Source organism: Microbacterium sp. Mcb102 (assembly GCF_024519805.1).
In the GTDB taxonomy this organism is placed as follows: Bacteria; Actinomycetota; Actinomycetes; order Actinomycetales; family Microbacteriaceae; genus Microbacterium.
Genome location: NZ_JALJRG010000002.1, coordinates 424,077 through 449,199, shown reverse-complemented (window position 1 = coordinate 449,199; position 25,123 = coordinate 424,077). Strand labels below are relative to the sequence as shown.

At 69.2% G+C, this 25,123-nt stretch carries 24 protein-coding genes; 19 read left to right on the top strand and 5 right to left on the bottom strand.

Annotated features, from left to right (window positions below; translation table 11 throughout):
• Positions 1–16 precede the first annotated feature (16 nt).
• Genes phnC through OC372_RS08450 form a run of 4 tightly spaced genes read left to right on the top strand, consistent with a single transcriptional unit; the run spans position 17 to position 3,357 of the window.
• The gene (gene phnC / locus OC372_RS08465) at positions 17–841 is read left to right on the top strand and encodes a phosphonate ABC transporter ATP-binding protein (RefSeq protein WP_262001507.1); all 825 of its coding nucleotides are present in this window, start codon (positions 17–19) and stop codon (positions 839–841) included.
• Positions 838–1,647, top strand: a complete 810-nt coding sequence (phnE, locus tag OC372_RS08460; protein ID WP_262001506.1) for a phosphonate ABC transporter, permease protein PhnE — start codon at positions 838–840, stop codon at positions 1,645–1,647. The genes phnC and phnE (OC372_RS08460) overlap by 4 nt, the downstream gene beginning before the upstream one ends.
• Entirely contained in the window at positions 1,644–2,516 is an 873-nt protein-coding gene (gene phnE, locus OC372_RS08455; RefSeq protein ID WP_262001505.1) for a phosphonate ABC transporter, permease protein PhnE, read from the top strand. The genes phnE (OC372_RS08460) and phnE (OC372_RS08455) overlap by 4 nt, the downstream gene beginning before the upstream one ends.
• Complete coding sequence (locus tag OC372_RS08450; protein WP_262001504.1) at positions 2,497–3,357, top strand: MurR/RpiR family transcriptional regulator; 861 nt, start codon at positions 2,497–2,499, stop codon at positions 3,355–3,357. Before phnE (OC372_RS08455) ends, OC372_RS08450 begins: the two co-directional genes overlap by 20 nt.
• Here OC372_RS08450 and OC372_RS08445 read toward each other — a convergent pair whose 3' ends face one another.
• A complete protein-coding gene (locus OC372_RS08445; RefSeq protein ID WP_262001503.1) occupies positions 3,358–3,948 on the bottom strand; it encodes a small multidrug efflux protein in 591 nt (196 codons plus the stop codon).
• 202 nt (positions 3,949–4,150) lie between these two features.
• On the opposite strand from OC372_RS08445, the gene OC372_RS08440 reads away from it, so the two are divergent.
• Genes OC372_RS08440 through OC372_RS08425 form a run of 5 tightly spaced genes read left to right on the top strand, consistent with a single transcriptional unit; the run spans position 4,151 to position 7,581 of the window.
• Positions 4,151–4,954: a MerR family transcriptional regulator gene (locus OC372_RS08440; protein WP_262001502.1), complete on the top strand. Its 804-nt coding sequence runs from the start codon at positions 4,151–4,153 to the stop codon at positions 4,952–4,954.
• Positions 4,951–5,673, top strand: a complete 723-nt coding sequence (locus OC372_RS08435; protein WP_262001501.1) for a GOLPH3/VPS74 family protein — start codon at positions 4,951–4,953, stop codon at positions 5,671–5,673. Before OC372_RS08440 ends, OC372_RS08435 begins: the two co-directional genes overlap by 4 nt.
• Positions 5,674–5,710: 37 nt before the next feature.
• Positions 5,711–5,821, top strand: coding sequence for a CGNR zinc finger domain-containing protein (locus OC372_RS19365; protein WP_197021053.1), 111 nt, complete (start codon positions 5,711–5,713; stop codon positions 5,819–5,821).
• A 10-nt stretch (positions 5,822–5,831) separates the two neighbouring features.
• Positions 5,832–6,290, top strand: a complete 459-nt coding sequence (locus OC372_RS08430; protein WP_262001500.1) for a DUF1772 domain-containing protein — start codon at positions 5,832–5,834, stop codon at positions 6,288–6,290.
• 58 nt (positions 6,291–6,348) lie between these two features.
• On the top strand, positions 6,349–7,581 hold the full coding sequence (locus OC372_RS08425; RefSeq protein WP_262001499.1) for an ATP-binding protein: 1,233 nt from the start codon (positions 6,349–6,351) through the stop codon (positions 7,579–7,581).
• A gap of 14 nt (positions 7,582–7,595) precedes the next feature.
• On the opposite strand, the gene OC372_RS08420 is transcribed toward OC372_RS08425, so the two are convergent.
• The 4 genes from OC372_RS08420 to OC372_RS08405 are packed head-to-tail and all read right to left on the bottom strand — an operon-like array spanning position 7,596 to position 11,576.
• Positions 7,596–7,961, bottom strand: coding sequence for a cupin domain-containing protein (locus tag OC372_RS08420; RefSeq protein ID WP_029262391.1), 366 nt, complete (start codon positions 7,959–7,961; stop codon positions 7,596–7,598).
• 43 nt (positions 7,962–8,004) lie between these two features.
• Positions 8,005–9,399 (bottom strand): S10 family peptidase, encoded by a 1,395-nt coding sequence (locus OC372_RS08415; RefSeq protein ID WP_262001498.1) that lies wholly within the window; start codon positions 9,397–9,399, stop codon positions 8,005–8,007.
• Positions 9,396–10,829, bottom strand: coding sequence for a S10 family serine carboxypeptidase-like protein (locus OC372_RS08410; protein WP_262001497.1), 1,434 nt, complete (start codon positions 10,827–10,829; stop codon positions 9,396–9,398). Before OC372_RS08410 ends, OC372_RS08415 begins: the two co-directional genes overlap by 4 nt.
• A 6-nt stretch (positions 10,830–10,835) precedes the next feature.
• Complete coding sequence (locus tag OC372_RS08405; protein WP_091029785.1) at positions 10,836–11,576, bottom strand: transcriptional regulator; 741 nt, start codon at positions 11,574–11,576, stop codon at positions 10,836–10,838.
• 235 nt (positions 11,577–11,811) lie between these two features.
• Here OC372_RS08405 and OC372_RS08400 point away from each other — a divergent pair, with 235 nt between their 5' ends.
• The 10 genes from OC372_RS08400 to OC372_RS08355 are packed head-to-tail and all read left to right on the top strand — an operon-like array spanning position 11,812 to position 25,112.
• Positions 11,812–13,413 carry an ABC transporter substrate-binding protein gene (locus OC372_RS08400; protein WP_262001496.1) on the top strand — a complete coding sequence of 534 codons (1,602 nt, stop codon included), beginning with the start codon at positions 11,812–11,814 and terminating at the stop codon, positions 13,411–13,413.
• 19 nt (positions 13,414–13,432) lie between these two features.
• Positions 13,433–14,443 (top strand): ABC transporter permease, encoded by a 1,011-nt coding sequence (locus OC372_RS08395; protein ID WP_105712310.1) that lies wholly within the window; start codon positions 13,433–13,435, stop codon positions 14,441–14,443.
• Positions 14,443–16,335, top strand: a complete 1,893-nt coding sequence (locus OC372_RS08390; RefSeq protein WP_262001495.1) for a dipeptide/oligopeptide/nickel ABC transporter permease/ATP-binding protein — start codon at positions 14,443–14,445, stop codon at positions 16,333–16,335. The genes OC372_RS08395 and OC372_RS08390 overlap by 1 nt, the downstream gene beginning before the upstream one ends.
• Entirely contained in the window at positions 16,332–17,126 is a 795-nt protein-coding gene (locus OC372_RS08385) for an ABC transporter ATP-binding protein (RefSeq protein ID WP_262001494.1), read from the top strand. The genes OC372_RS08390 and OC372_RS08385 overlap by 4 nt, the downstream gene beginning before the upstream one ends.
• Positions 17,123–18,211, top strand: a complete 1,089-nt coding sequence (locus tag OC372_RS08380; RefSeq protein ID WP_262001493.1) for an aminotransferase class V-fold PLP-dependent enzyme — start codon at positions 17,123–17,125, stop codon at positions 18,209–18,211. The genes OC372_RS08385 and OC372_RS08380 overlap by 4 nt, the downstream gene beginning before the upstream one ends.
• Positions 18,208–18,597, top strand: a complete 390-nt coding sequence (locus OC372_RS08375; RefSeq protein ID WP_091029766.1) for a RidA family protein — start codon at positions 18,208–18,210, stop codon at positions 18,595–18,597. The genes OC372_RS08380 and OC372_RS08375 overlap by 4 nt, the downstream gene beginning before the upstream one ends.
• Positions 18,594–20,204: a hypothetical protein gene (locus OC372_RS08370; RefSeq protein WP_262001492.1), complete on the top strand. Its 1,611-nt coding sequence runs from the start codon at positions 18,594–18,596 to the stop codon at positions 20,202–20,204. The genes OC372_RS08375 and OC372_RS08370 overlap by 4 nt, the downstream gene beginning before the upstream one ends.
• Complete coding sequence (locus tag OC372_RS08365; RefSeq protein WP_262001491.1) at positions 20,201–21,805, top strand: hypothetical protein; 1,605 nt, start codon at positions 20,201–20,203, stop codon at positions 21,803–21,805. Before OC372_RS08370 ends, OC372_RS08365 begins: the two co-directional genes overlap by 4 nt.
• Positions 21,802–23,181: a S10 family serine carboxypeptidase-like protein gene (locus OC372_RS08360; RefSeq protein WP_262001490.1), complete on the top strand. Its 1,380-nt coding sequence runs from the start codon at positions 21,802–21,804 to the stop codon at positions 23,179–23,181. The genes OC372_RS08365 and OC372_RS08360 overlap by 4 nt, the downstream gene beginning before the upstream one ends.
• Positions 23,178–25,112 (top strand): amidohydrolase family protein, encoded by a 1,935-nt coding sequence (locus OC372_RS08355; RefSeq protein WP_262001489.1) that lies wholly within the window; start codon positions 23,178–23,180, stop codon positions 25,110–25,112. Before OC372_RS08360 ends, OC372_RS08355 begins: the two co-directional genes overlap by 4 nt.
• Positions 25,113–25,123: the final 11 nt, after the last annotated feature.

The window sequence follows — 25,123 nt, the reverse complement described above, 5'->3', positions numbered from 1 at the left end:
ACGCAGAACTGAGAACATGCACACTGATCCGCAGCGCGCGGAGGCCGGAGCCCTGCTCCCGGCCTCCGCGTCGTGGTCGATCCGTCTCGACGACGTCTCGGTCACCTATCCCAACGGCACCCGCGCCCTCCGCGGTGTGTCCCTCGACATCGCCGCCGGCGAGATGGTCTCGGTGGTCGGCCTCTCCGGCTCGGGCAAGTCCACGCTGATCCGCACGATCAACGGTCTCGTGCCGGTGACGAGCGGTACAGTCACCGTCGGCCCGCATGCGGTCACCGGCATGCGCGGACGACGCCTGCGTGAGACCCGAGGGCACATCGGAATGATCTTCCAGGGGTTCAACCTCGCCGATCGGGCCAGCGTCTACCGCAACGTGCTGGTCGGTCGGTTCGCTCACACTGCGACCTGGCGGACCGTGCTCGGCCTGAGCACGGTGCAGGATCGCGAGCTCGCCCTGCGCGCACTCGACTCGGTCGGCATGCTCGAGAAGGTCTGGAGCCGCGCAGGTCAGCTCTCCGGGGGCCAGAAGCAGCGCGTCGCGATCGCCCGGGCTCTGACGCAGCAGCCGAGCGTCATGCTCGCCGACGAGCCGGTCGCCAGCCTCGACCCGCCCACCGCGCACGCGGTCATGCACGACCTGCGCCGCGTCAACGTCGAGGAGCACCTCACCGTGCTCGTCAACATCCACCTGATGGACCTGGCACGTCAGTACACGACGCGCATGATCGGCCTGCGGGCCGGCGAGGTCGTCTACGACGGGCCGGCAGCGGATGCCGCAGACCACGACTTCGAGCAGATCTACGGGCGTCCGATCCAGCCGAGGGATGTGCTCGGCGCATGATCACCGAGCCCCGCCCCCTCGTCGTGCCGCCCAAGCCCACCTCCAGGCTGCGCACCAGCCTCGTCGTCCTGGCCTTCGCCGCGTTCACCGTCGCCACCTGCATCCCGGCGATCGGCGGCATCGAGCTCGACTTCGGTGCGCTCATCCGCAACTGGGACAACGGGTCCGCGCTGCTCGTGCAGTTCCTGCAGCCGGACTTCTCGTTCCTGCCGCGCACGTTCGGGCCCATGCTCGAGACGCTCCAGATGGCCGTGGTCGGTGCAGCGGTGGCCGCCGCGGTCTCCGTGCCGCTGACGCTGTGGGCCGCCGCTCCGACCAACCCGAACAGTCCGTCCCGCATCGCGGTGCGGACCGTCATCAACGTCATCCGCTCCGTCCCCGACCTCGTGTACGCGACCGTCCTGGTCGCGATGGTCGGCGTCGGTGCGCTGCCCGGCCTGCTCACCCTGTTCCTGTTCGACATCGGCATCATCGTCAAGCTCGTGTCGGAGGCGATCGACTCCACCGATCTCCCGGTCATCGAGGCCGGACGCGCCACCGGCGGCGGCCAGACGCAGATCAACCGCAGCGTCGTGCTGCCGCAGACCTGGCCGCTCTTCGCGAACCAGTGGCTGTACACGCTCGAGCTCAACGTGCGCATCTCGGCGATCCTCGGCATCGTCGGCGCGGGCGGCATCGGCCGACTCCTCGACGAGCGGCGGGCGTTCTACGCCTACGACGACGTCGCGGTGATCGTGCTCGAGATCCTCGTCGTCGTGGTGCTGATCGAAGTGTTCTCGAATTTCCTGCGGAGGCGATTGGTATGACGCTCTCGACCACCGCACGGGGCATCGGGCTCGAGCTGCCCCGGCATCCGTCCCGTCTCGTCCCGACCGTCGTCGCCGTCATCGTCGGCGTCGTGGTCCTGGCTGCCGCCGCAGGATTGCCGATCCCGTGGAATGACCTCGGCGCGCTGCCCGGACAGATCGCGCACTACCTGACGCTCATGTTCGCCGACCCCAACTGGGAGAAGCTGCCGCAGGCGCTGTTCGAGACGTGGCGGTCGATCTCGATGGCCTGGATCGGCGCGATCGGCTGCGTGATCGTGTCGATCCCGCTCGGCATGCTCGCCGCGAACAACGTCGGACCGGTCTGGGTGCGGCTGCCGCTCCGCGGGGTGTTCGCCGTGATCCGCGCCGTGCCCGAAGTCATCATCGCGCTGCTGTTGCTCACCGTCACCGGGCTCACCCCGTTCACCGGTGCGTTGGCGCTGGCGATCGCCGGAATCGGCACGCAGGCCAAGTGGGTCTACGAGACGGTCGAGTCGGTTCAGGAGGGCGCATCCGAGGCCGTCAAGGCTGCCGGTGGCAACACGGCGCAGGTGACGCGGTGGGCGCTCTGGCCCGCGGCGGCCCCGACGCTGCTGTCGTTCGCGCTCTACCGTTTCGAGATCAACATCCGCACCTCGGCGGTCCTCGGACTCGTCGGTGCGGGGGGAATCGGCAGCATGCTCGCGAACTACACGAACTTCCGCGAGTGGGATACGGTCGGGATGCTGCTGATCGTGGTCGTCATCGCGACGATGCTGATGGATGCGGTCTCCGGTGCGATCCGCCGCCGGATCATGCGCGGCCCGCGGGTCAAGGCGATCGTGGAACCGGAGAAGGAGCGCGCCGATGTGGCAGGGACCCGCTGAGACGCCGCCGACGGCGCGCATCGCGATGCTGGCTCCGTCGATGCAGCCGAGCGAGCGTCGTGTGGCCGAAGCGATCGCCGCCGATGTCGACATCTCGATCGAGCGCACGGCGCAGGAGATCGCGGATGCCGTCGAGGTCGGTCGCACCACCGTGGTGCGCACTGCCCAGACCCTCGGCTACGACGGTTACCCGCAGCTGCGGGTGGCGCTCGCGCGCGAGCGGGCGAGTTCGGCGCCATCGCAGGATGCCGCGGCCGATGCCACGATGCTCGGGGCGCTTCGTGGTGCGGTCGACCGCTTCGCGTCCCGCCTGGCGCACACCGTCTCCGCGGTCACCGAGGAGACCCTGGCGGCCTTCGTCGGCGAGCTCGATGGTGCGACGCGGCTGCTCGTCGCGGCCAACGGTCTCTCCGCGCCGGTCGGCGCCGATCTCTCGATGCGCCTGACCTCGGCCGGTCGACCCGCCGAGTACGTGGCGGACACCCTCGGCCAGCAGATCACCGCGTCGCAGCTCGGCGCCGGCTCGGCCTGCCTGGTCGTGTCCGGGTCGGGGGTGAATCGCGCATCGATCGACGTGATGACGGCCGCCCGGGCGAGCGGCGCCCGGGTGCTCGCGATCACGTCGTTCCCGCGCTCACCGGTCGCCGAGATGGCCGATGTGGCTCTGGTCGTCGCCCCGATCAACGACTCGTTCCGCGACGAGCTCCTCTACACCTCGCGCGCCGCGCTGATGCTCGTCACCGAGTCGGTCGTCGGTCTGCTGGTGAGCAGGCGCGGGGCGAGCGCCACGGCGGCTCAGGTCGCGACGTTCTCCGTGCTCGGCCACTCCCTGTCGGAGTGATCACCAGCCGAGGAGGGCGAGTGCGCCGGTTGCCGCGGCGGCGATGAGGCTCGTCCACAAGACGATCGCGACGACCTGCCACAGGATCACCCATCGCTTGCTCACCCCGGACGCGACGAAGAACGCCGCCGTCAGCATCGTGGGCAGGGCGAGCGGAGCCAGGATGCTCGCGCCGGGAACGCCGAAGCGCACCAGCCAGCGACCGAGCTTGGCCCGTCCCTTCGTCTTCCGTGACGGCTTCTCCGGATCCGCGTCGCTCGGCGACGTTCCGCCGGGAGCCGGCGCCGTGCCAGATCCGCCGACGAGGGAGGGCTCGAGGCGCATCGCCTCGGTGCGGGCTGCTTTCCGCGACACGACGCCCTCTCTCATGCGTGCACCGAGGAAGACCACTCCGATGACGCACAGGATGTTTCCCGTTGCTCCCGCGACGGCGGCGACGATCGGGTTGATCCCTGCGAGGATGCCGAGGCCGGCGGCGCCTTCGCCCTCGATGTAGGGGATCGCGCCCGCCAGCATGACGAGGAGCGGCTGCAGGAACTCCGGCAGCTGGTCGATGGCACTCTGCAGCCACTCGTACGGGTTGTCCACCATGGCGGTGTCTCTTTCTCTTCAGGCGCGGCCGGAAGCCGGCGCGGGGCACGAGAAGCAGTACAGACCCTGTTCACAGCACAGGGTCAAGCGACCTCGGCAGATCGACGTCGGGTCTTGACCCTGTTCCGAGAACAGGGTCTTGAATGGTGCTGAGCGCCACGACCGAGACCCCGGCCCTGAGTGCCGACAGAAGGATGGACGGATGCCCTGGAGTACGAGTGAACTCGCCGAGCTCGCGGGGACGACCGTGAACACGGTGCGTCACTACCACCGCTCCGGCCTGCTCGAGGAGCCGGAGCGGATGTCGAACGGCTACAAGCAGTACCGCGCTCGGCATCTCGTCCGGCTGCTGCAGATCCGGCGGCTTCGCGACCTCGGCGTCCCGTTGGCCCAGATCGAGTCCGTCGGCTCTGCGGGGGACACCACGAAAGAGGCGCTGCTCGCGATCGACGCCGACCTCGCCGCGAGCATCGAGCGGCTGCAGCGGGCACGGGCCGAGATCCGCGCCATCGTCGACGGAGCATCGACGACCGACCTGCCTGCCGGGTTCGAGGACGTCGCGGGGAGACTGTCGACCACCGAGCGGTCGCTCATGCTCGTCTACGAGCAGCTGTACGACACGGAGGCGATGGCGGATCTGCGCACGATGGTCGAGACGGAATCCGACGACGGCAGTGCAGAGTTCGAAGCGCTCACCGCGGAGGCGGATGACCAGACGCGTCAGCGCGTGGCAGAGATGTTCGCGCCGGTGATCGCGCAGCACCTCACCGACTACCCGTGGCTCAGCGAGCCGACCGAGCATCTGTCGAAGGGCCCGCGCGTCACGGCGCAGGCTTTCCTGGAGACCGTCGGTGGGCTGTACAACGAGGCGCAGCTCGACGTGCTCGGCCGAGCATCCGCGCTCGCCAGGGAGCAGGCGTTCGGGTCGAGCGCCGCACCGAGCGACGACGCTGCATCAGACGACGCTGCACTCGCCGATGCCGCACCCGAAGAAGGAGAGAGATGATGACGGACCAGCCCGACGCCCGCTCCACGAACGATTCGCCCGACCCGCACCTCGGCGAGCCCCTGCTCGTCGAAGACGTGCTGCTCCTGCTCTTCCAGCCCGATTCGGGGTCCATCGCCGGGGAGAACATCCTCTTCTACGTGCTCGGCGGCGCTGCGCTGGGCGACCTGGCGCTGCAGGAGCGGATCGAGATGCGCAACGAGGGAGCGCTCACGAGCCGCATCCACGCGCTCGACGCTCACGCCGCGCCCGACGAGCTGCTCGTGCCCGGGCTCGAGTACATCGAACGGAAGCCGCGCGATGCGCAGACGGTGCTCGCGGCGATCGGCCCGAACCTGCGTGCACCGGTCCTCGACCGCCTCGTGGAGCGCGGCGACCTCACCAGGGAACACGGCAGATCGCTCGGAATCTTCCCGACGACGAAGCTCGCCCTGGGAAGCGACCGACGTGCCGTGTTGATCGAGCGGGTGCGCTCCGTGCTGACCGACGGCGAGACACCCGACATCCGCACAGCCGCGAGCATCGCCCTCCTGTCGGCGAGCGGAACCCTGCCGCAGTTCCACAGGGAGATCCCGTGGAGCGGCGACGTCTTCACGCGCGCCAAGGCGATCGAGCGCGGCGACTGGGGTGCCGCAGCCGCGGCTGAGGCCGTGGCCCGCACGATGAGCGCGGTGCTCACGAACGCGCTCATCGCCGCCCTCGCCCTCCCCAAGAACTGACAGGGCACACCGGCTCACGCGGGAGCTGAAGGCGCTCTTGAATCCGTCCGGCCGTCGGCGCTGGTGCCCGGCCCCGGCATGCGCGTCACGCGGCCGGGTGCGCGCTCATCGTGCGGCCGCGGGTCACACGCTGCCGCGCGGTGTGTAGATTGCAGGACGTGGACCTCTCCGACATCCTCGCCGCCCTCGGTCTCGTTCTTCTCGCGCTCGGAGGCGGAACGTTCTGGTCGTTCTCGACGGGGGTGATGCCGGGGCTGGGGCGTACCGACGACGAGACCTTCGTCTCGTCGATGAGGTCGATCAACCGCGCTGTCGTGAACCCGCTGTTCCTGCTGCCGATCTTCCTGCCGCCGGTCCCGCTCGTGTGGGCGGGGCTCCTCGATCTGGACGACGCGCGCGGATGGATGCTCGTCGCGTCGGGCGTCATCTTCTTCGTCGGGGTGATCGTCGTCACGGGCGCCGGCAACGTCCCGTTGAACAATGCCCTGGATGGCTCCACGTCGTCATCGACGGCTGCGCGCGTGGCGTTCGAACGGCGCTGGAACGTCCTGAACGGCGTGCGCTCGCTCTCGTCGGTCGCAGCCATCGTGCTCGCGGTGCTGGCGCTCGTGGTCTGAGCGACCCGATGGGCCGATAACCTTATCAAGGTTGCAGTGCGTTGATAATGTTATCAACATGCGTGATGCACTCGACAACCCCTTCAGCCCTGGCTCTGACACCATCCCCGAGGTGTGGGCAGGACGCACCGCGCAGTTGAGTGACTGGCGCGATGTTGTGCGTCCTCGCCGCCTCGCGGGTCTACCGGAGCGCGGCAGAACGATCCTCGGGGAGCCGGGGCTCGGGAAGTCGACGCTGGTGCGACGCATCGCTCAGGAAGCATCGCGTGCCGGCGACTGGGTCACCCCGCAGCTGCGCATCCCCACCGGAGCTGACCCTCTGAAGCTCGTCGCCGGAGCCGTGCTGAAGCTCGCGACCGACGCGGGACTCTCCTCGTCGCGTGAGAAGCGCATCGGCGATGCCATCGCACGCGTGCAGGCCGTCGCCGTCTCCGGCATCTCCCTCACGCTTCGCGGTGTCGACGGGCCCGAGCCCTTCACGGCTCTCACCGAGCTGCTGATCGAAGTCGGTCTCGCCGCGATCGCCAACGGCCGTGCCATGGCGCTGATCCACATCGACGAGGTGCAGAACATCACCGATGAAAAGGCGCTGTCCCAGCTGCTCATCGCACTCGGAGACGCCCTCACGCACCAGGTCGAGGTCGCCGTGCCCGGTGGCGCACGCGTCAGCCGCTCGTTGCCGATCGCCGTCTACCTCACCGGCCTCCCGGATTTCGAAGACATGGCTGGTGCCCGCATGGGGGCGACCTTTGCCCGCCGTTTCAAGACCACCACTCTGTCGGCCATCGACGACGAGGATCTTGCCCAAGCGCTTCAGGAGTTCGTCCTCGAGGGGTGGGCAGTTCCCGACGGCACCGGCGGATCAACTCGCGTGCGGATGGACCCCGACGCGGCAGCGCTCATCGTCGACGTCTGCCGCGGAGAGCCGTTCCTGTTCCAGCTTGCCGGTGAGCAGTCCTGGTACGCAGATTCCACTCCGACGATCACCGCAGACCAGGTCCGCCGCGGCTGGCAGGGCGCCCAACGGGAAGCGACCGCGCACGTGGAACGGATCCTCGAACGACTCCCCGCCCGAGAGCGCCAGTTCCTCCAGGTGATGTCAGCGCTGCCTGCCCCGGAGCGCACAGCCACCCGCATCGCCGAGGCGATGGGGTTCTCGAAAGTGACCGAGGTGGGCCCCACAGCCCAACGCCTGGAAACCGTGCGCGGCGTCATCGACAGGGGCAAGCCCTACAGCTTCCGGCACCGCGCCGTCGAGGCCTACCTGACCAGCGAGTGGCCGAGGGTCTGAGCGACGGACAGATGTCAGTCGAATTCGTGCAAGTCTGAGGTCATGTCGCCGCCGGCGTCTCCGGTGTTCACCGTGCCCTTCGGCTCGAACAGGATCGCGTGCACCTCGTCGGTCGCCTTCGGGCAGTGCTCGACTCCGCGCGGCACGACGAACACGTCATTCGGGTTCAGTACGACATCGCGGTCGCGGAGCTGGATCGTCAGCTGACCGCTGACGACCATGAACAGCTCATCGGTGTCGGGGTGGGTGTGCCAGACGAACTCGCCCTGCAGCTTGACCACCTTGACGTCGTAGTCGTTGATGCTGGTGAGCCGATGCGGCTGCCAGTGCTCGTCGATCGTGGAGAGAGCTTCGAGCACATTGCGAACATCGTCTGCCATACGTCTCAGCGTAGCCGCGTCGTCATCGGAGGGATCTGTCGAGCTACGGCGCAGCGCCCACGCGGATGAACTCCCGGATGTCCGTAGCGAGTGCGACCCGGGGTGCCTCTCCGAGATAGGGCATGTGGCCGGATCCGTAGACCTTCAGGTGTACGCGCGAGCGATCGAACCGGAAGCGGGTGAAGGTGAACTCGGTCGCCGCCCTGGTCGTGACGAGGTCGTACTCGCCCACGCCGATCATCAGCTCGAAGCGCTCGTCGCGACGCACCGCCTCGGTGAAGTCGCCGAAGCAGTTGCTGTGGGGTGAGTCGTGCCCGTCCCAGTCCCAGCCGCCCATCGCGAGACGGAAGTCGATGGCGCGGTATTCGTCGTCGCTCTCGTATCCGAGTTCCTCGCGCAGATAGTGCTGGATCGCTCCGGTGAACTGCGGAGCGTATGCGCCCATCGCCGGGTCGTCGGCGACAGGGTCGGAACCGGCGCCGTCGGCGGCGAGCGTGTAGCGGCTGTCGTACATTCCGAGCTGGCGACCCTGCTCACGCAACGCGAGCCGGGCGAAGGCATCCGGGCTGATACGCAGATCGTGCTCGATGATCACCGGGGCGGGGAGTCCGAGCAGCCCGCCCATGCGCGCCGCGAGTGCCTCCCGCTCCGCATCCTCCAGCTGCGTTCCGGCGACGAGCGCCGGGAGCAGCTCGGTGCGGGCGAAATCCGAGACGTCGTCATCGGAGAGGTCGGAAACGGCACCGTGGTGGCGCGCGGTGTGCACGAGCGTGGGGAATTCCAGTGCCGCCTGGACGTCGCTGCTCCAGGCGGGTTCGCCGAGTCCGAACGCCGGCCCGAGCACGATCGCGCCGTTCAGCGAGGTCGCCCTCGTGGTGCCTCCGCGCATCGGGCCGCCGTTCGCGAGACGCGACATGCGTGCCGCGCGATGCGTGCCGTAGCTCTCACCCATCACGAAGCGCGGCGACTGCTCCCGGCGGTGGCGCCGCACCCAGCGACCGATGAACTCCAGAGTCGCGCGGGCATCCTGCTCCACACCGTGGAAGCGTTCGCGATCGGCATCCGGGTGGATCCTGCTGTAACCGGTGCCGGGCGGATCGATGAACACCAGGTCGGCGACATCGAGCGGAGAGTCGTCGTTGTCGACGAGTGCGAAGGGGGGAGCCATCCGCGGATGCAGCGTGTCGGCGTCGGCCACCCGTCGAGGTCCGAGGCCCAGGTGCAGCCATACCGATGACGAGCCGGGGCCGCCGTTGAACGCGAACAGCACGGGGCGCGCGGCGCGTTCGTCGTCGGTCAGGTCGGTGCGGATGTACTCGGTGTAGACGTAGCGCGCACCGGGGCCGTCTTGACCGTCGGAGACGTCGATCTCCCCGACGGTGCCGCGGTACTCGATCTCGGCGCCGCCGATGCGCGCCTTCCGGACCGGGGCGGTCACTCGTGGCCGCCCGTCACGAAGTCGCGCAGATCGGCGTTGAGCTTCACGATCGTGTCTCTCTCGCTGTACATCATGTGACCGCCGTCGTACCAGTGCGAGACCACGCGCTCCCGCGGCAGGTCCCACTGACGAAGCAGATGATCCGCCGAGCCGATGGTGGTGAGGGAGTCGTAGATCCCGGTGCCGATGAACAGGCGCCCGGTCGGCATCTGCTTCATCCACCGGCTCAGACGGGCCGGGTACGGGTAGGTGTGGAACGGCGACGGCTTGCCCATCGACATGAACAGGGCGCCGCCCTGATCCGCCCATTCCCATTCCCTGGCGGCGTTCGCGTCGTGGACGAGATAGGGGATGCCGGGGGTGTCGTCGAAGAGCTCCTCGAAGAGCTGCGCGAACGCCGCGGTGTAGCGAGGGGAGAGATGCGTGCCGGCGGCGTCGAGTCCGAGCTCGCCGAAGCCGGGATCGGTCGCGGGGGAGGTGTAGCGGCTGTCGTTCACGCCGACCTCGAGCCCGCGATCCCGGAGCAGTCGCTTGCGGAAGTCGGTCTTGGAGATCCAGAGGCGAGACCGGACCAGTTCCTCTGCGGGGATCCCGATCATGCCGGACAGGCGGGCGGCCTCGGCCTGCAGCTCGGCGCCAGGCAGTGACGTCCCCTGCAGCATGGCGGTGGCGAGGTCGCCCCAGGCGTAGTCGAGCGCGGCGTGGATGGCATCCTCGACGGACGCGTGCTCGCGCGATCCTGCTCCGTGGTACCAGGCGACCGCGGCCTTGTACGGCACGTTCGCCAGGGCGCCGGGCACGTTGCCGGGTCGCTCGGCCGTCTCTTGGATGTTGACCGCCTGGCCCAGCAGCGCGATGCCGTCCAACGGCACCGTCGACATGCCGTGTGTGCTCGACGCGAGGAACGCGGCCCGGTGGGTGCCGTAGCTCTCGCCGAGGAAGTACTTCGGAGAATCCCAGCGTCGATGCCGGCCCACCCACTCGGTGAGGGCCCGGGCGAACGCCTCGGCATCGCCCTCCATGGAGAAGAAGGGCGTGAGGTCTGCGCCCTCCGCCACCGTGCCGAACCCCGTCCCCGGAGCGTCGATGAACACCAGATCCGCGGTATCCAGCAGCGACGACGGGCTCTCCTCGATGCCGTAGGGAGCGCGGACACCCGACTCCAGGTCGGCGGGGATCTGGGCGCGGAACGGGCCGATGCCGCTGAGATGCAGGTAGCTGGACGCGGCGCCGGGGCCGCCATTGGTGAGGAACAGCACGGGGCGGTGCCGACGGGTCTCGGCGTCGGTCTCGGCGATGTACGAGAACGCCGACAGCGTGCCGACCTGGGTGCCGTCGGCCGTGCGCAGCGGGATCTGCTCGAGGCTCATCGCGTAGTCGATCGGGCGTCCGTTGCAGGTGGCGGAGCGGATGACGCGTCGTTCGTCCACGAATCCCTATTCCTCTTCGTTCGAGGCGTCCGCGGATTCCTCGATCTCGTTCAGATAGTTGTAGATGGTGTGCCGACCGACCCCGAGGTTCTGGGCGGCGATCGGCACGGCCTCGCGCATGGTGAAGAAGCCGCGATCGCGCAGCTGCCGGACCACCTCCACCTTGTGCCGCTTCTTCATAGCCTCGACCGGGATGCCGGTCTCGGTGACGGCCTCGGCGAGGATGCCCTGCGCGAGATCCTCGACGGAGGCGGGGAACTTCTCGGCGGTCATCGTCTCGGATCGCAGCGACGGATCGATGGTCGTGATGGCGCTCAGGCTGCGCAGCAGCTCCTGCGCGCGCACCACTTCGCTCACGTCGGTGTTCAGGCACAGGCAGGCGACGGGTCGACCACTGGCGGCGTGGAAGAAGATGCTGGACGAGCGCATCGGCAACCCGTCGTTCGTCTCGGTCCGGTAGCCGATGAGGTGCTCGTTCCACCCCGAGGAGAACGTGCGCAGGCCCAGATCGGTGGCCGGGCCGCCGATGCCGCGCCCGGTGATGTTGCCGCCGATCGCGGCGATCGTGCCGGGCATCTTGGTGAGGTCGTGCAGCAGCACCTCGGTGCGAGGAGCGAGCGCGCGGGCCAGCGGCACGATGATCGGACCCACGATGTCGACGATCGTGGCGGCATGCGCCCGCTCCTCATCGGTGAACGCGGGGATGCGCGATGTCGTGTCCGACGTCGGCGGTGCGGTATCCGTCATGGTCCCTCCACAGTTCTGGGTACCTGGAATTTGGCACAGATTGTAGAAATTTGCAATGAATTCTTGCCCGGCCCGGATAGGAGGCTGATCTGCTCTCTCCCGGAATCACGGGGTATTCGGGCGAGTTATCACCGCCGTAACACAGTTGTTACATGAACGTTCTTCGTCATGGTGTTGAATAGCGCCCAACAAACTGTCGAAGGCGACGACGCTCGCCCCGAACCCTGGAGGACCCTTGCGCACTACCCCGAAGTCCCCGCGCCTCGTCCCCGCTGCGGTGGGGGCCGGCCTGGCCCTGGCAATGGCGCTCACCGCGTGCACCCCCGCCATCCCCGGCGAATCCGGCGGAGGTGGTGACAGCTCGAAGCTCACCATGCTGCTTCCGGACACGGTCAACAGCATCGACCCGGCACTCGCGTTCAGCACCGGCGGACGCCAGGCCACCTGGCTCATCTACGAGGCGCTCGTCCGGGAAGACCCGAAGACCGGCGAGGCCATTCCCGGACTCGCGGAGTCGTGGGACTTCACGCCGATGTCTGCCTCCTTCGTCATCAAGGAGGGCGCGATGTGCGCCGACGGTAGCGAGATCACCGCCGGCACCGTCGCCCGCAACTTCGAGCGGTGGAAGGACCCGGAGACCAACGCCCCGCTCGTGAACAACTTCTTCGGCTCCTCCGACTTCACCGTCGAGTACGACGACACCGCCCGCACGGTCGACGTCGCCCTCACGGTCGGCATGCCGTTCCTGGGTGCAGAGCCCTCGTTCACCCAGCTGGGGATCGTGTGCGACTCGGCGCTGGAAGACCCGTCGGTGCTCACCACCGGCTCCGACGGCACCGGCCCCTACGTCGTCGACGAGTTCGTCACCGGCTCGCACATCACCCTCACCCGCAACGACGACTACGCCTGGGGCCCGGAAGGGTTCTCGGTCAAGGACCTCCCGAAGACCGTCAACCTGAACATCGTCGAAGACCTCAACACCCAGGTGAACCTGCTCCTGGGCGGCGACGCCGACACCGCGCTGCTGCAGGTCGATCAGCTCGCGCGGCTGGAGGGCGAGTCGGGCTTCACCGAGCAGGTGGCCGACACCGGCGTCACGATGATGATGTTCAACGAGCGCGACGGCTACCCGACGCAGGACGAAGCCGTGCGTCGTGCGCTCGCCCAGGCCCTCGATTTCGAGGAGCTCACCCAGGTGCAGACCCAGGGGCTCGGCTACGTGGCCGACTTCCTGCGCGCACCCTCGAACATCTGCGTCGACCAGAAGGCGATCGCCGACGTCATCCCCACCGGCGGCATCGAGGCGGCATCCGCCACGCTCGAAGAAGCCGGTTACGCGAAGGGCGACGACGGGATCTACGCCAAGGACGGCGTGCCGCTGAGCGTGCAGCTGCTGCAGATGGAGTTCACCTCCGCCGCATCCGAGCTCGTCTCCAGCGCCTGGAAGGACCTCGGCGTGAAGGTCGAACTCGACAACCGCGGACCGGCTCAGGCCGTGGACGTGCTGTACTCCGGCACCGGATGGAGCGTCAGCTTCGTCTCCATGGGAGCGTCGCAGCCCACCGGCTTCCGTCCGTTCTTCGTCGGCCCGGCGGCTCCCGAGGGCCCGAACTTCGGTGCGATCAACAACCCCGTCTACGCGCAGAAGCAGGGCGAGGCGTCGCAGGTCGGCGGACTGGACTCCTGCCCGCTCTGGATCGAGGCCGAGGCATCCGTGGTCGAGCGCGCGGACTGGGTGCCCACCATCGCCGCCGACTCCAAGTGGGTGCTCGGGGAGGGCGTGAGCTTCTTCTCGAAGGGCGCCTTCGTCGATCCGCTCACCCTCCGCAAGAACTGATCGCAGGACAGACCGCGTGATGACCAGCACCGTCACCACCCCCTCCCGGGAGGACTCGTCGGAGTCCTCCCGGAAGGGGGCGCGATCGCCGTGGGTGGGCTTCATCGTCCGACGCACCGGATCGCTGATCCTGAGCCTCTGGCTGATCGCCACCCTCATCTTCTTCCTCTCCCGCGCCATCGGCGGGGATGCCGTCCGCGCCGCCGCGGGCGTCACCGCGACTCCGGAGTACGTCGCCGCCCGTCGTGCGGAGCTCGGCCTGGATGACCCGCTGCTGGAGCAGTACGGCCGGTTCATCGAGCGGATCGTCACCTTCGACTTCGGCGAATCGATCTCGACAGGCAACAGCGTGGCCGTCGAGATCGCCGCGCGACTGCCGTACACGGTGCAGCTCGGCCTCTACGCGTTCCTGCTGGCGATGCTCGTCTCGATCCCGCTCGGGATCTGGATGGCCGTGCGCACCGAGAACGGGCGCGGCGAGCGCACCAACGCCGCCTTCAACGCGATCTCCGGGTTCTTCGCCTCGATCCCCGACTTCCTCATCGCGATCTCCCTGGTGATGATCTTCGCGGTCGGTCTGCGCTGGCTGCCGGCCGCCGGGGGAGAGGGCGTGACCGCGTTCATCCTTCCGGTGCTCACGATGTCGCTCGGTCTCATCGCCGTGCTCAGCCGTCTGATGAAGGCCGAGACGACCCGGGTGCTGCGCGAGGACTACACGCGCACCGCCCGCGCCAACAACCTTCCTCCCCGCGTGGTGCTCTTCCGGCATGTGCTGCCCAACGTGATGACCGCCACGCTCACCTACTCGGGCATGATGCTGGCCTCGCTCATGGGCGGCGCGATCATCACCGAGACCGTATTCGGATGGCCGGGCATCGGCAACCTCTTCGTCAAGTCCATCGCCGTGTACGACTATCCGCTTCTGGAAGGTCTGGTGATCATCATCGCGACGTTCTCGCTCGTTGCCACCTTCATCGTCGATCTGATCCTCGCGAAGGTCGATCCCAAGTCTCTGATCCGGAGCAGCTGATGACCGAGTCCCTCACCACCACGCTCGGCACCAAGACGCCCCGACGACTGCTGCGGCGGGTGTTCCAGACGCCGGCGGGCCTGGTCGGGTTCGTCCTCGTCCTGTTCTGGGTGCTCGCCGCCCTCTTCGCTCCGTTCTTCCTCGAACCGCAGGCGAACGACTTCGACACCGCCAATCCGCTCGCCGGGCCCTCTCTCGAGCACTGGTTCGGCACCGACGCCCTGGGGCGCGACGTCCTGAGCCGTGTGCTCGTGGCGGCACGACTGACCTTCGCGCTCACCTTCGGTGCCGTCATCATCTCTCTCGTTCTGGGTGTGTTCATCGGGGTGCTCGCGGCCGTGCTCGGCAACGGTGCCCGCCAGGTGCTGTTCCAGCTGATCGCCGCGGCGACCGCGTTCCCCTCGATCATCCTCGCCCTGCTGCTGGCGACGATGCTCGGCCGCTCGGGAACCGCCGCGATGCTCGGTCTCGCGCTCGCCGGTGTGCCGTCGACCGCGCGACTGGTGGTCAACCTCACCGCCACCGTCGCGGGCGCCGACTTCGTCGGAAGTGCGCGCCTTCTCGGCGTGCCCAAGGGGCGACTGATGTGGCGCTACATCGTCCCCAACGTGGCCGAGCCGATCGTCACGCTCACCGTCGTGACCATGGGCGCGAGCCTCATGATGATGGCCGCCCTCTCGTTCCTCGGCATCGGAGTGCAGCCGCCCGAGTACGACTGGGGCGGGATGATCGCCGAGGCGATGAAGGACATCTACTCCACGCCCTGGACCACGATCGGCCCTGCCGTGGCGATCGTCTCCGCCGGGATCGGATTCAGCCTGCTCGGCGAGAAGCTCGCGGAGCTTCTCGACCCGCGGGGCGCGGTGATGACCCCGGGCCGGATGCTGCGCCGTCTCGCCCGCGACCGCGGCCGTGGTGGAGCACCCGCCGCCGAGATCGACGACGCACCGTCGTCGCAGGCCCCGAAGGGCGAGCTGCCGCAAGACGTGGTGCTCGGTGTGCAGAACCTGCGCGTCTTCACCGGCCACGGCGACGATCGGCGCGAGCTCGTGCGCGGGATCGACCTGATCGTCCGCCGCGGTGAGCGCGTCGGCATCGTCGGAGAGTCCGGCTCCGGGAAGAGCCTCACCATCTCGGCGCTCGCCCACATGCTCCCCGGCCTGCTCGAAGCCGAGGTCGACGCGCACACCTTCCTCGGCACGGATCTGCGCGGGCTCAGCCGTTCACGCCTCCGCCGCATCATCGGCGCGAAGATGCCGATGATCTTCCAGGACCCGATGTCATCGCTCAACCCGTCGCTCACGGTGGGGAGGCAGATGCGCGACAAGCTCGACGCCCACACCTCGTTGCGCGGTGCTGCGGCGAAGGCGCGCATGATCGAAGCACTCGAGAACGTCGGCATCCCCGAGCCCGCGCGGCGCCTTCGGCAGCATCCGCACGAGCTGTCGGGCGGCCAGCGTCAGCGCGTCATGATCGCGATGGCCACGCTCGGCGATCCGCAGGTGATCCTCGCCGACGAGCCGACGACCGCGCTCGACGTGTCGGTGCAGGCGCAGGTCATCGACCTGTTGAAGAAGCTCAACGAGGAAGACGGGACGGCGCTGGTGATGGTCTCGCACGACCTGGCGCTGATCAGCCAGGTCTGCGAACGCGTGATCGTCATGTACGACGGGCGCATCGTCGAGGAGGGCCCCATGGCCGAGGTGATCGGTGACCCGCAGCATCCGTACACGAGGGCGCTGCTCGGCGCGGTACCCGATCTCTCGGGTGGCACCGCGCACGAGCTGACCACGATCGACGACTACTCGTGGAACACGGACGAATACCGCGCCGCCCATCCGGTGCCCCGGCACACGGACTCCGCAGCGAGCGTCGCAGGAGGTGCACGATGAGCGGTCAGTTGATCGGCTCGGACATCCACGTGGTCTACGGACGCGGGGCCACTCGGGTGCATGCCGTGCGCGGCGTGAGCGTCGCGGTCTCGACCGAGCGCTCGCTGGGCCTGGCCGGAGAATCCGGATCGGGCAAGTCGACGCTCGCCCGCGCCCTCGTGGGCATGAGCCGGCCCACCGACGGGCGCGTGGAATGGAACGGCGCCCGATTGGAGACGCTGCCCGCGCGCGGCGTGGGATCTCGTCCTCGCATCGTGCAGATGGTGTTCCAGGACCCGATGTCGTCGCTGAACCCGCGCATGACCGTGGGCGACGCGATCCGCGAGGCGCTGCAGGTCAACGACATCCCGGGAGACCACCGTACGGAGACGGTCCGGCTGCTGAACATCGTCGGTCTGAGTGCGACGGACGTCGAGAAGTATCCGTTCCAGTTCTCCGGCGGGCAGCGTCAGCGCGTGGCGATCGCCCGTGCGCTGGCCGTGCGACCCGAGGTGCTCGTCTGCGACGAGGCCACGAGCGCGCTCGACGTGAGCGTGCAGGCGTCGGTGCTCAACCTCCTCCGCGACATCCGCCGCGAGTCCGGGCTCGCGCTCGCCGTGGTGTCGCACAACCTCGATGTGCTGCGCTACCTCTGCGACGACATCGCCGTGATGCGGCAGGGCGTCGTCGTGGAGAACCGGCCGGCGGAGGACCTGTTCCGCGACCCGCACGATCCCTACACGCGGATGCTGCTCGACGCCGTGCCCCGGTTCTCGGTGACGCCGGGGATCGACCGGGGGACGGCCGCATGATCGACGAACGCGCCATCGCCGACCACTTCCCGCATCGTCCGCGCGGGTACTTCGATCACGCGGCGGTGAGCACGGTCCCGGTCGAGGTGGAGTCGGCCGTCGCCGGAGTCGCGCGCGCTCTCGGTCGCGGGACGCGCGGTTCGTCGGACTGGCACGAGCTCACCGATGACGTGTCGGTGCTGCTGGCCGACGAGCTCGGGGTCGCGGCGACCGCGGTCTCGGTGCTGGCGAACACCGGCACGGCGATCAACGCCGTGGCCCGCGCGATCCCCTTCGTCGACGGCGACGAGGTCATCGTGCTGGCCGACGACTTCCCGAGCCCGCGGATGCCGTGGCACACGATCCGCGGGCTCTCCGTCCAGGAGGTCGCGACCACCGCGCACGCCGACCGCACGACGGCGCTCATCGCGGCGATCGGCCCGGCCACGCGGGCGGTCTCGGTGACGCACGTGCACGCGACGACGGGTGATGTGCTCGACCTTGCTCGGCTGCACGACGCGTGCGTGTCTGCGGACGCGCTCCTGATCGTGGACGGGGCACAGGCTGCCGGGCTGTTCCCCGGTGCCGCGCGCCACGCCGACGTCTACGTCGCCGCGTCGTACAAGTGGCTGCTGGCGGGATTCGGCGCCGCCGTGGTCGCGACCGGCGAGCGCTTCGACGACCGCGCGGTCCCGGGGCTCATCGGCTACATGAACGAGCCGCCCTCGCCGCGACTGGCCGTCGGCCACAGCAACCTGTTCGGCATGGCCGCGCTGCAGGCCGCGGCCCGCGTGCGGCACGCGATCGGGCTCGAGGCCATCCGCGCGCACACGCTCTCGCTCGCCCGGCGCATCGCCGACGGAGCAGCCGAGCTCGGCCTCCCGCCCGCCGTCGCCGAGCCCGCATCGGGCATCGTCAGCCTCGCGGTGGCGGACGCCCCGACCCTGACCGACCGGCTGAAAGACCGCGGAATCACCACGACCGTCCGGGACGGCGCCCTGCGCGTCTCGCCGTACCTGACGACGACCCACGACGACGTCGACCTGCTGCTGTCTGCGCTGACAGAGCTCGCGCCGGCACACCATCCCCATGGAGGACACTCATGACCACGCGCGCCACCCTCGTGCCGCAGCCCAAAGGCCCCTACGCCACGACCAGGCGGGTCGGAGACGTGCTCTACCTGTCGGGCCAGGGATCGATCGACGTGGCAACGGGCGACGCCGTGCTCGACGACATCGGCGCGCAGACCCGCCGCACGCTCGAGAACGTCGAGGCGCTGCTGCACTCGGAGGGATTCGCCCTCGAAGACCTGGCGCAGATCGTGTGCTTCCTCACCGACATGGACGAGTGGCCGGCCATGAACGAGGCGTATGCGGCGTACCTGAGCGATCGCGCCCACCCGGTGCGGACGGCAGTGGAGGTCTCCCGGCTGCCGTTCGGGATCAGCGTCGAGATGTCGTGCATCGCGCATCGACCGGCGGCTCGGGGATGAGCATGCCGCGGTTCGAGCTCGACCTCCGGCCCGTCGCGGACGGCGAGGTGTGGACGGCGTTCGATGTGCAGTACGTCGTCGACCTGCCCGCGGTGCCTGCGGGCGAGACGCTGCTCAGCATCCCGGAGGTCGTCGTCTCGATTCCGGCCACGCCCTACCGGACCGAGGATCTCGACGTCTCCGACGACGCGGGGCCGCTCGTGCTCACGGAAGCCGAGCCCACGTCGGATTCCTCCGGTGTCTACCGTCACTGGGTCGCGGATCGCACGACGGAAGGCCCTGTCGAGGTCGCCTTCCGGGCGCCCGTGCGACCCCACGACGAACTCACTCCGGTGGGGCCGCTGTTCGACCTCCGGGCCGAAGAGCTCGGACTGTTCGGCGCCGGCCTGAACTTCCTGGTGCTTCCCGGCGACGTCTCGACCCCCGACGGTCCCGTCTTCGACTTCTCGCTCCGTTGGCTCCTGGACGAGGGCGTCCAGGCGGTGTCGAGCTACGGCACCGGCGATCGCTCGTGGAGCGGGCCGCTGCAGTCGGTCGCGTTCTGCTACTACGCCGCCGGCACCCCGCACCGCACTCCGGAGGGGTCGGCGGACTTCGGCATCCACTCCTACAACGACACCCCGTTCGATCTGGACGAGATCGGCGAGTACGTCGCGAGGCTGCACACCGAGTTCACCCGGTTCTTCGAGGACGAGGGGTCGAGCTACCACGTGCTCATCCGCAAGAACCTCGGGCAGGGGACGGGCGGTTCGGCGTTCCCCGGATCGTTCGCGTTCGCGTTCTCGGCGGTCGGCGAGACCGAGACGGATCAGTTGCGGAGCCTCCTCGCACACGAGATGGCGCATAACTGGCCGACCCTGAACGACCACCACTCGGCGATCTCCTGGTACACCGAGGGCACCGCCGAGTACTACTCGCACGTACTCCCGCACCGCAGCGGCATGCTCTCGACCACGGCGCTCGCCGCGCAGCTCACCGACAGGTTCCAGCAGTACGACACCAACGCCCTGCGGGGGCTCGACAACGATGCGGCCTCCGCCGCCTACTGGGCCGATCCCCGCGCGCAGCGCATCCCCTACGGGCGCGGTCTCCGCTACCTGATCGCGACCGACGGCCGGATCCGTCAGGCCACCGACGGCGAGAAGGCGCTCGACGACGTCGTGCTCGACATCCTCCGCGCGCAGCGCGCCGGCGAGCAGGTCGGGGCCGCGGGTTGGGTGGAGCGGGTAGCGGTGTTCACGGGGGCCGACGCGCAGCGCGACTTCGACGCCATGGCCGCCGGGACCCCCATCCCGCTTCCGGATGCTCCGTTCGAGGGGATGCGAGCGGTCCCGGCGACGGCTGCGGAGTACGACCTCGGCTTCGACGTCGCCTCCTTCCGCAGCGACGGGCGGCGCGTGCAGGGTCTGCGTCCCGATTCCGCGGCCGCCCGTGCCGGGGTGCGCGACGGGGATGCGCTGGTCGATCTCGCACTGCCGTACCACGCGTCCCGATACAGCGACCGGCCGCTGTCGCTGCACGTCGTTCGTGACGGCGAGCTGCTCGACTTCGACTATCTGCCGGCCGGCGACCAGGTCGCCACGGTGCGCTGGGAGGCGCTCTCATGACTCTGCCCGTGTTCGATCTCGAGCTCACCCCGTTCCGCAGCGCCGAGGGATGGGCGGGCATCGACGCCCGCTATCGCGCCGAGTTCGGCCCCGTCGCCGCGGGGGAGGTGCTGCTCCGGCTCCCTGCCGTGATCGCCTCCGTCCCCGGCGCGGTATACCGAGTGGAAGACATCCGGGTGAGCGATTCCGCCGGCGCCGTCCCGCTGACGGAGGTCGAGGGCACGTCGGATCCCATGAGCACCTACCGGCACTTCCTCGCCGCCCGCGACGTCGACGGCGTCGTGGAGGTCGCGGTGCGGGCCCCCGTGCGCGACGTGGATCTGCGCACACCGGTCGGGCCGCTGTTCGACCTACGCCGCGAGCCGCTCGGACTGTTCGGTGCGGGCTGCACCTTCCTTCCCGTGCCGCTCAGTGCGGAGAGCGAGTTCGACTTCTCGCTGACCTGGCACCTCGACGAGGGCGTGACGGCGGTCTCGAGCCACGGCGCCGGCGATGAGGTGCGGCGCTGGTCGGGCGACATCGCATCGATCGAGCACTGCCTGTTCGGCGCCGGGACCCCGATCATCGCTCCGGACGGAGCGACGAACTTCGGCATCCACGCCTACAGCGACGTGCCCTTCGACCTCGACGGCCTCAGCAGCTACCTGCGAGACATCCACACCACGATGAGCGCGTTCTTCGAAGAGGAGAATCCGCAGTATCACGTGCTCGTGCGCCGCAACCCCGACAAGGGCTCCGGCGGCACATCCTTCCCGTCGTCGTTCGCGTTCGGCTACTCGCCGACGACCGAGGTCGACGAGGCGGATCTGCGCACTCTGCTCGCGCACGAGATGGTGCACAACTGGCCGCACCTCGACGAGGACTGGACCGTCGGATCCTGGTACAGCGAGGGGACGGCCGAGTTCTATTCGCTGGTGCTGCCCTGGCGAGCAGGGATACTCGACTCCGCGACCTTCGGCGAACAGCTCACCGACATGTACCGCCGGTACGACGCGAACCCGCGACGGCACCTGAGCTATGCGGCCGCGGCCGATCTGTTCTGGGCGGATCTGCGGGCGCAGACCATCCCCTATGGGCGGGGCATCCAGTACCTCGTGGCCGTCGATGCCCGTCTGCGGGCGGAGTCGGCCGGAGAGGTCTCGCTCGACGACATCGTCATCGACATCCAGCGGGCGCAGCGTCGCGGCGAGAAGGTGCTCGTGGAGGGCTGGCTGCAGCGGATCGAGAAGGTCATCGGCGAGCGGGCGCGAACCGACTACGACGCGATGGTGGCCGGCGAACCGATCGAACGACCGACGGAGCTCTTCCAGGGGGTGCTTCGCCCGGTGGCCGCTATGGCCCCCGAGCATGACCTCGGTTTCGACATCGTGTCGTTCCAGGAGCCGCGGCGCATCACCGGTCTGGTCGCGGGGTCTGCGGCCGAACGCGCGGGACTCCGCGACGGCGACGAACTCGTCACACGCCGCTTCTCGTACAGCGCGGCGCGGGATGGGTCCACCCCGCTCGACATCGTCATCGCGCGCGACGGCGAGGAGGTGACCGTGCGCTACGAGCCCCGAGGCGGCGACATCCGCACCACCGACTGGGTGGTGGACGGGTGAGGTCGATCGAGGGGCGCGTATCGCTCGGCGCAGATCTCGGCGAAGGCGTCGCGCGGTGGAGCGAACTGGTCCTCCTCGGGCCCGACGGCGAACCGGATGCCACCATCAGCGCGACGAGCTACGTCCGGGATTCCGACACGGAGCGCCCTGTCGCCTTCCTGTGGAACGGCGGCCCCGGCGCCTCGTCGTCTCCGCTGCACATGAACGCCCTGGGCCCGCGCATCCTCCGCTCGGGTGAGGTCGTCGAGAACGCCGTCTCGCTGCTCGACGCGGCCGATCTCGTCTTCGTCGATCCGGTCGGCACCGGGTTCAGCAGGATGCTCCGGGACGAGGCGAAGGCTCGGCTGCTCACGGTGCCCGGCGATGCGGATGCCGTGGAGACCTTCGTCCGCGCCTGGCTCCGCGCGAACGACCGGGAGCACGCCTCGATCCATCTGATCGGAGAGAGCTTCGGCGGCTACCGGCTCGCCGCCGTCGCCCCGCAGCTGACGGATCTGCGGTTGGACAGCATCACCCTCATCTCGCCGATGCTCGACGCCACGACGGTCGCCGAGGCGCCCGAGAACGACCTCGCCACGGTGTTCGCGCTGCCGACGATGGCGGTGGCGGCCTGGTTCCACGGTGACGTCTGCGCGGGCGTCGACCACGTCGCGGAGGTCTGGGCCGAGGCGGAGCGTTTCGCCGTCGACGAGGTGCTTCCTGCGTTGCACCGGGGCGCGGCCCTCGAGCTCGAAACCCGCACCCGCCTCGCCGCACGGATCGCCGAGCTCGTCGGCCTCTCATCGGATGACGTGCTCGCCGCCGACCTGCGCGTGGGCAGCGAGGACTTCCTCCGCCGCCTGCGGGCCGACGAGGGACTCGTCGTCGGACGGCTGGACGTGCGCGTGGCCGGTCCGCTGCCCGAGCCCCATCCCGACGGTCGTCCGCCGGCAGCCGATGACCCGGCTCTCGGTCTCGGCCGCGGCAACGTCATCCACTCCGCGCCCATCGCCCGGTACCTCCGCGACGAGCTGGGCGCACCCGTCGATGCGGACGAGCCCTATGTGTCGCTCTCCCTCGATCTGAACTTCGCCTGGGACTGGCGTCCGGCAGAGGCCATGCCGCCCATCTTCCGCACTTCGGTGGCGACGAACCTCGGCGAGGTCGCGAAGGAGCGGCCTGACCTGCGCGTCCTCCTGCTCGGGGGCTACTTCGACCTCGCCACCACGCTGGCCAGCACGATCCACGCGGTGCGGCACTCCGGCGTGCCGGCATCCGCCGTCGAGATCCGTCCGCTGATCGCCGGGCACTCCCTCGATGAGACGGTTCTCGTCGAGGCCCGCGACGCGATCGGCCGAACCATCACCCACACCTCGAAAGCAGGGACCCGCCGATGACGGTGCAACTGATCCTCGTGTCCAACGGCGAGCCTGTCGGATCACTCTCGGCCGACACCGATCCGGACGGCCTCACCCGCATCGTCTACGAGGTCGACAACAACGGCCGCGGTGCGAGACTCGCCGAGACACTCCGGCTCGATGCCGGTCGGCCGGTGCGGTGGGAGATCGACGGCACGTCGCTCATGGGCGGCACGGTGCAGGAGAGGTTCGCGATCGACCCCGACGGGGCGGCGCGCTGGAGCAGCCAGGCCGACGAGGGCACCACCACGGCGGAGGGCTTCTACCTTCCCGCCGACGCCAGCCCGTACGGCCTGGTGCTGCTGGTCGAGCGTGCCCTCGCCACCGGAGGGCCTGTTCCACTGCTGCCGGCCGGGGAGGTCGCGGTCGTCCCGGTGCCGCTCGGTGAAGTCGGCGGCCGTGATGTCGAGGCCTTCGCGCTCACGGGTGTGCAGCTGCGGCCGCAGTACGTGCTGCGAGACCGCGTCACCGGGGAGGTGCTCGGGATCTCCGACGGCGAGCTGCTGCTCCACCCGGATCTCGTCGCCGCGGCAGCCGAGATCGATGCGGCGCTGCAGCGAGCGACCAGACGCCGCTTCGCCACGCTCTCCCGCGAGGCCACGCTGCACCAGGGCGGGACGCTCGTCGTGCGCGACGTGCGCATCTTCGACCCGGTGAGCGGGCAGGTCGGCGATCCGCAGACCATCGTGGTCGACGGGCGACGCATCACCGGGATCGGCCCCGACATCGCGGTTCCCGACGGCGCCACGATCATCGACGGGGCCGGTCGCACCGCCATCCCCGGCCTGCACGACATGCATGCTCATCTCGACACGTCATCCGCTCTGCTGTACATCGCCGCCGGAGTCACGAACATCCGCGACATGGGCAACGACAACGACGCGCTCGCCGCCCTGATGGGCGCCATCGAAACGGGGGAGGTGCGCGGGCCTTCCGCCGTGCCCGCCGGTTTCATCGAGGGCCGGAGCGCGCATGCGATGCGGATGGGCCACGTCGTCGAGAGTCTGGACGAGGCGCGCGCAGCCGTCGACTGGTATGCCGACCGCGGGTTCCACGCGATCAAGATCTACAACTCCTTCACACCTGATTGGGTCGCCGAGACGGCCGCGCGCGCCCACGACCGGGGGATGCGGGTGCAGGGCCACGTGCCGGCGTTCATGGATGCCGATCGGGCCATCGCCGACGGGTACGACGAGATCACGCACCTGAACCAGCTCGCACTCGGCTGGGTGCTGGAGCCGGAGGAGGACACGCGCACGCCGCTGCGGCTGACGGCGCTCACCCGGGTCGCCGACCTCGACCTCGACTCGGAGCGAGTCCAGCGCACCATGACCTCGATGGTCGACGGGGGCGTGAGCCTCGACGTGACCCTGGTCATCCTCGAACAGCTGATGCTGAGCAGGGCGCGCACCGTGATCGCCGCTCACGAGCCGGTCATCGAGCACTTCCCGGCGGGCGTCGGCCGCTATCGCCGACGTACCTACGTGCCCTACCGGGACCAGGCCGAACTCGACAGCTACGAGACGGCGTTCCGGCGCCTTCAGGAGATCGTGGTCCGGCTGCATCAGAAGGGCGTGAAGCTGTGGCCGGGAACGGATGACGGCACCGGCGTCACCGTGCATCGCGAACTGGAGCTCTTCGTCGATGCCGGCATCAGTCCGGTCGACACGCTCCGCATCGCCACGATCGAGTGCGCAGAGCACCTGCACCGCGCCGAAGACCGGGGCACGATCGAGATGGGCAAGGCCGCCGACTTCATCCTCGTCGACGGCGACCCGACGCGGTCGATCAGGGACATCCGCAACGTGGCCCTCACCGTGGCCGAGGGGCGGGCCGTGAGCCCGGCGCGGATCTACCGCGGCTTCGGGATGGTGCCGTTCGCCGCGGAGCCGGGCGTGACGACCGGATAGCCTCCCTCCCG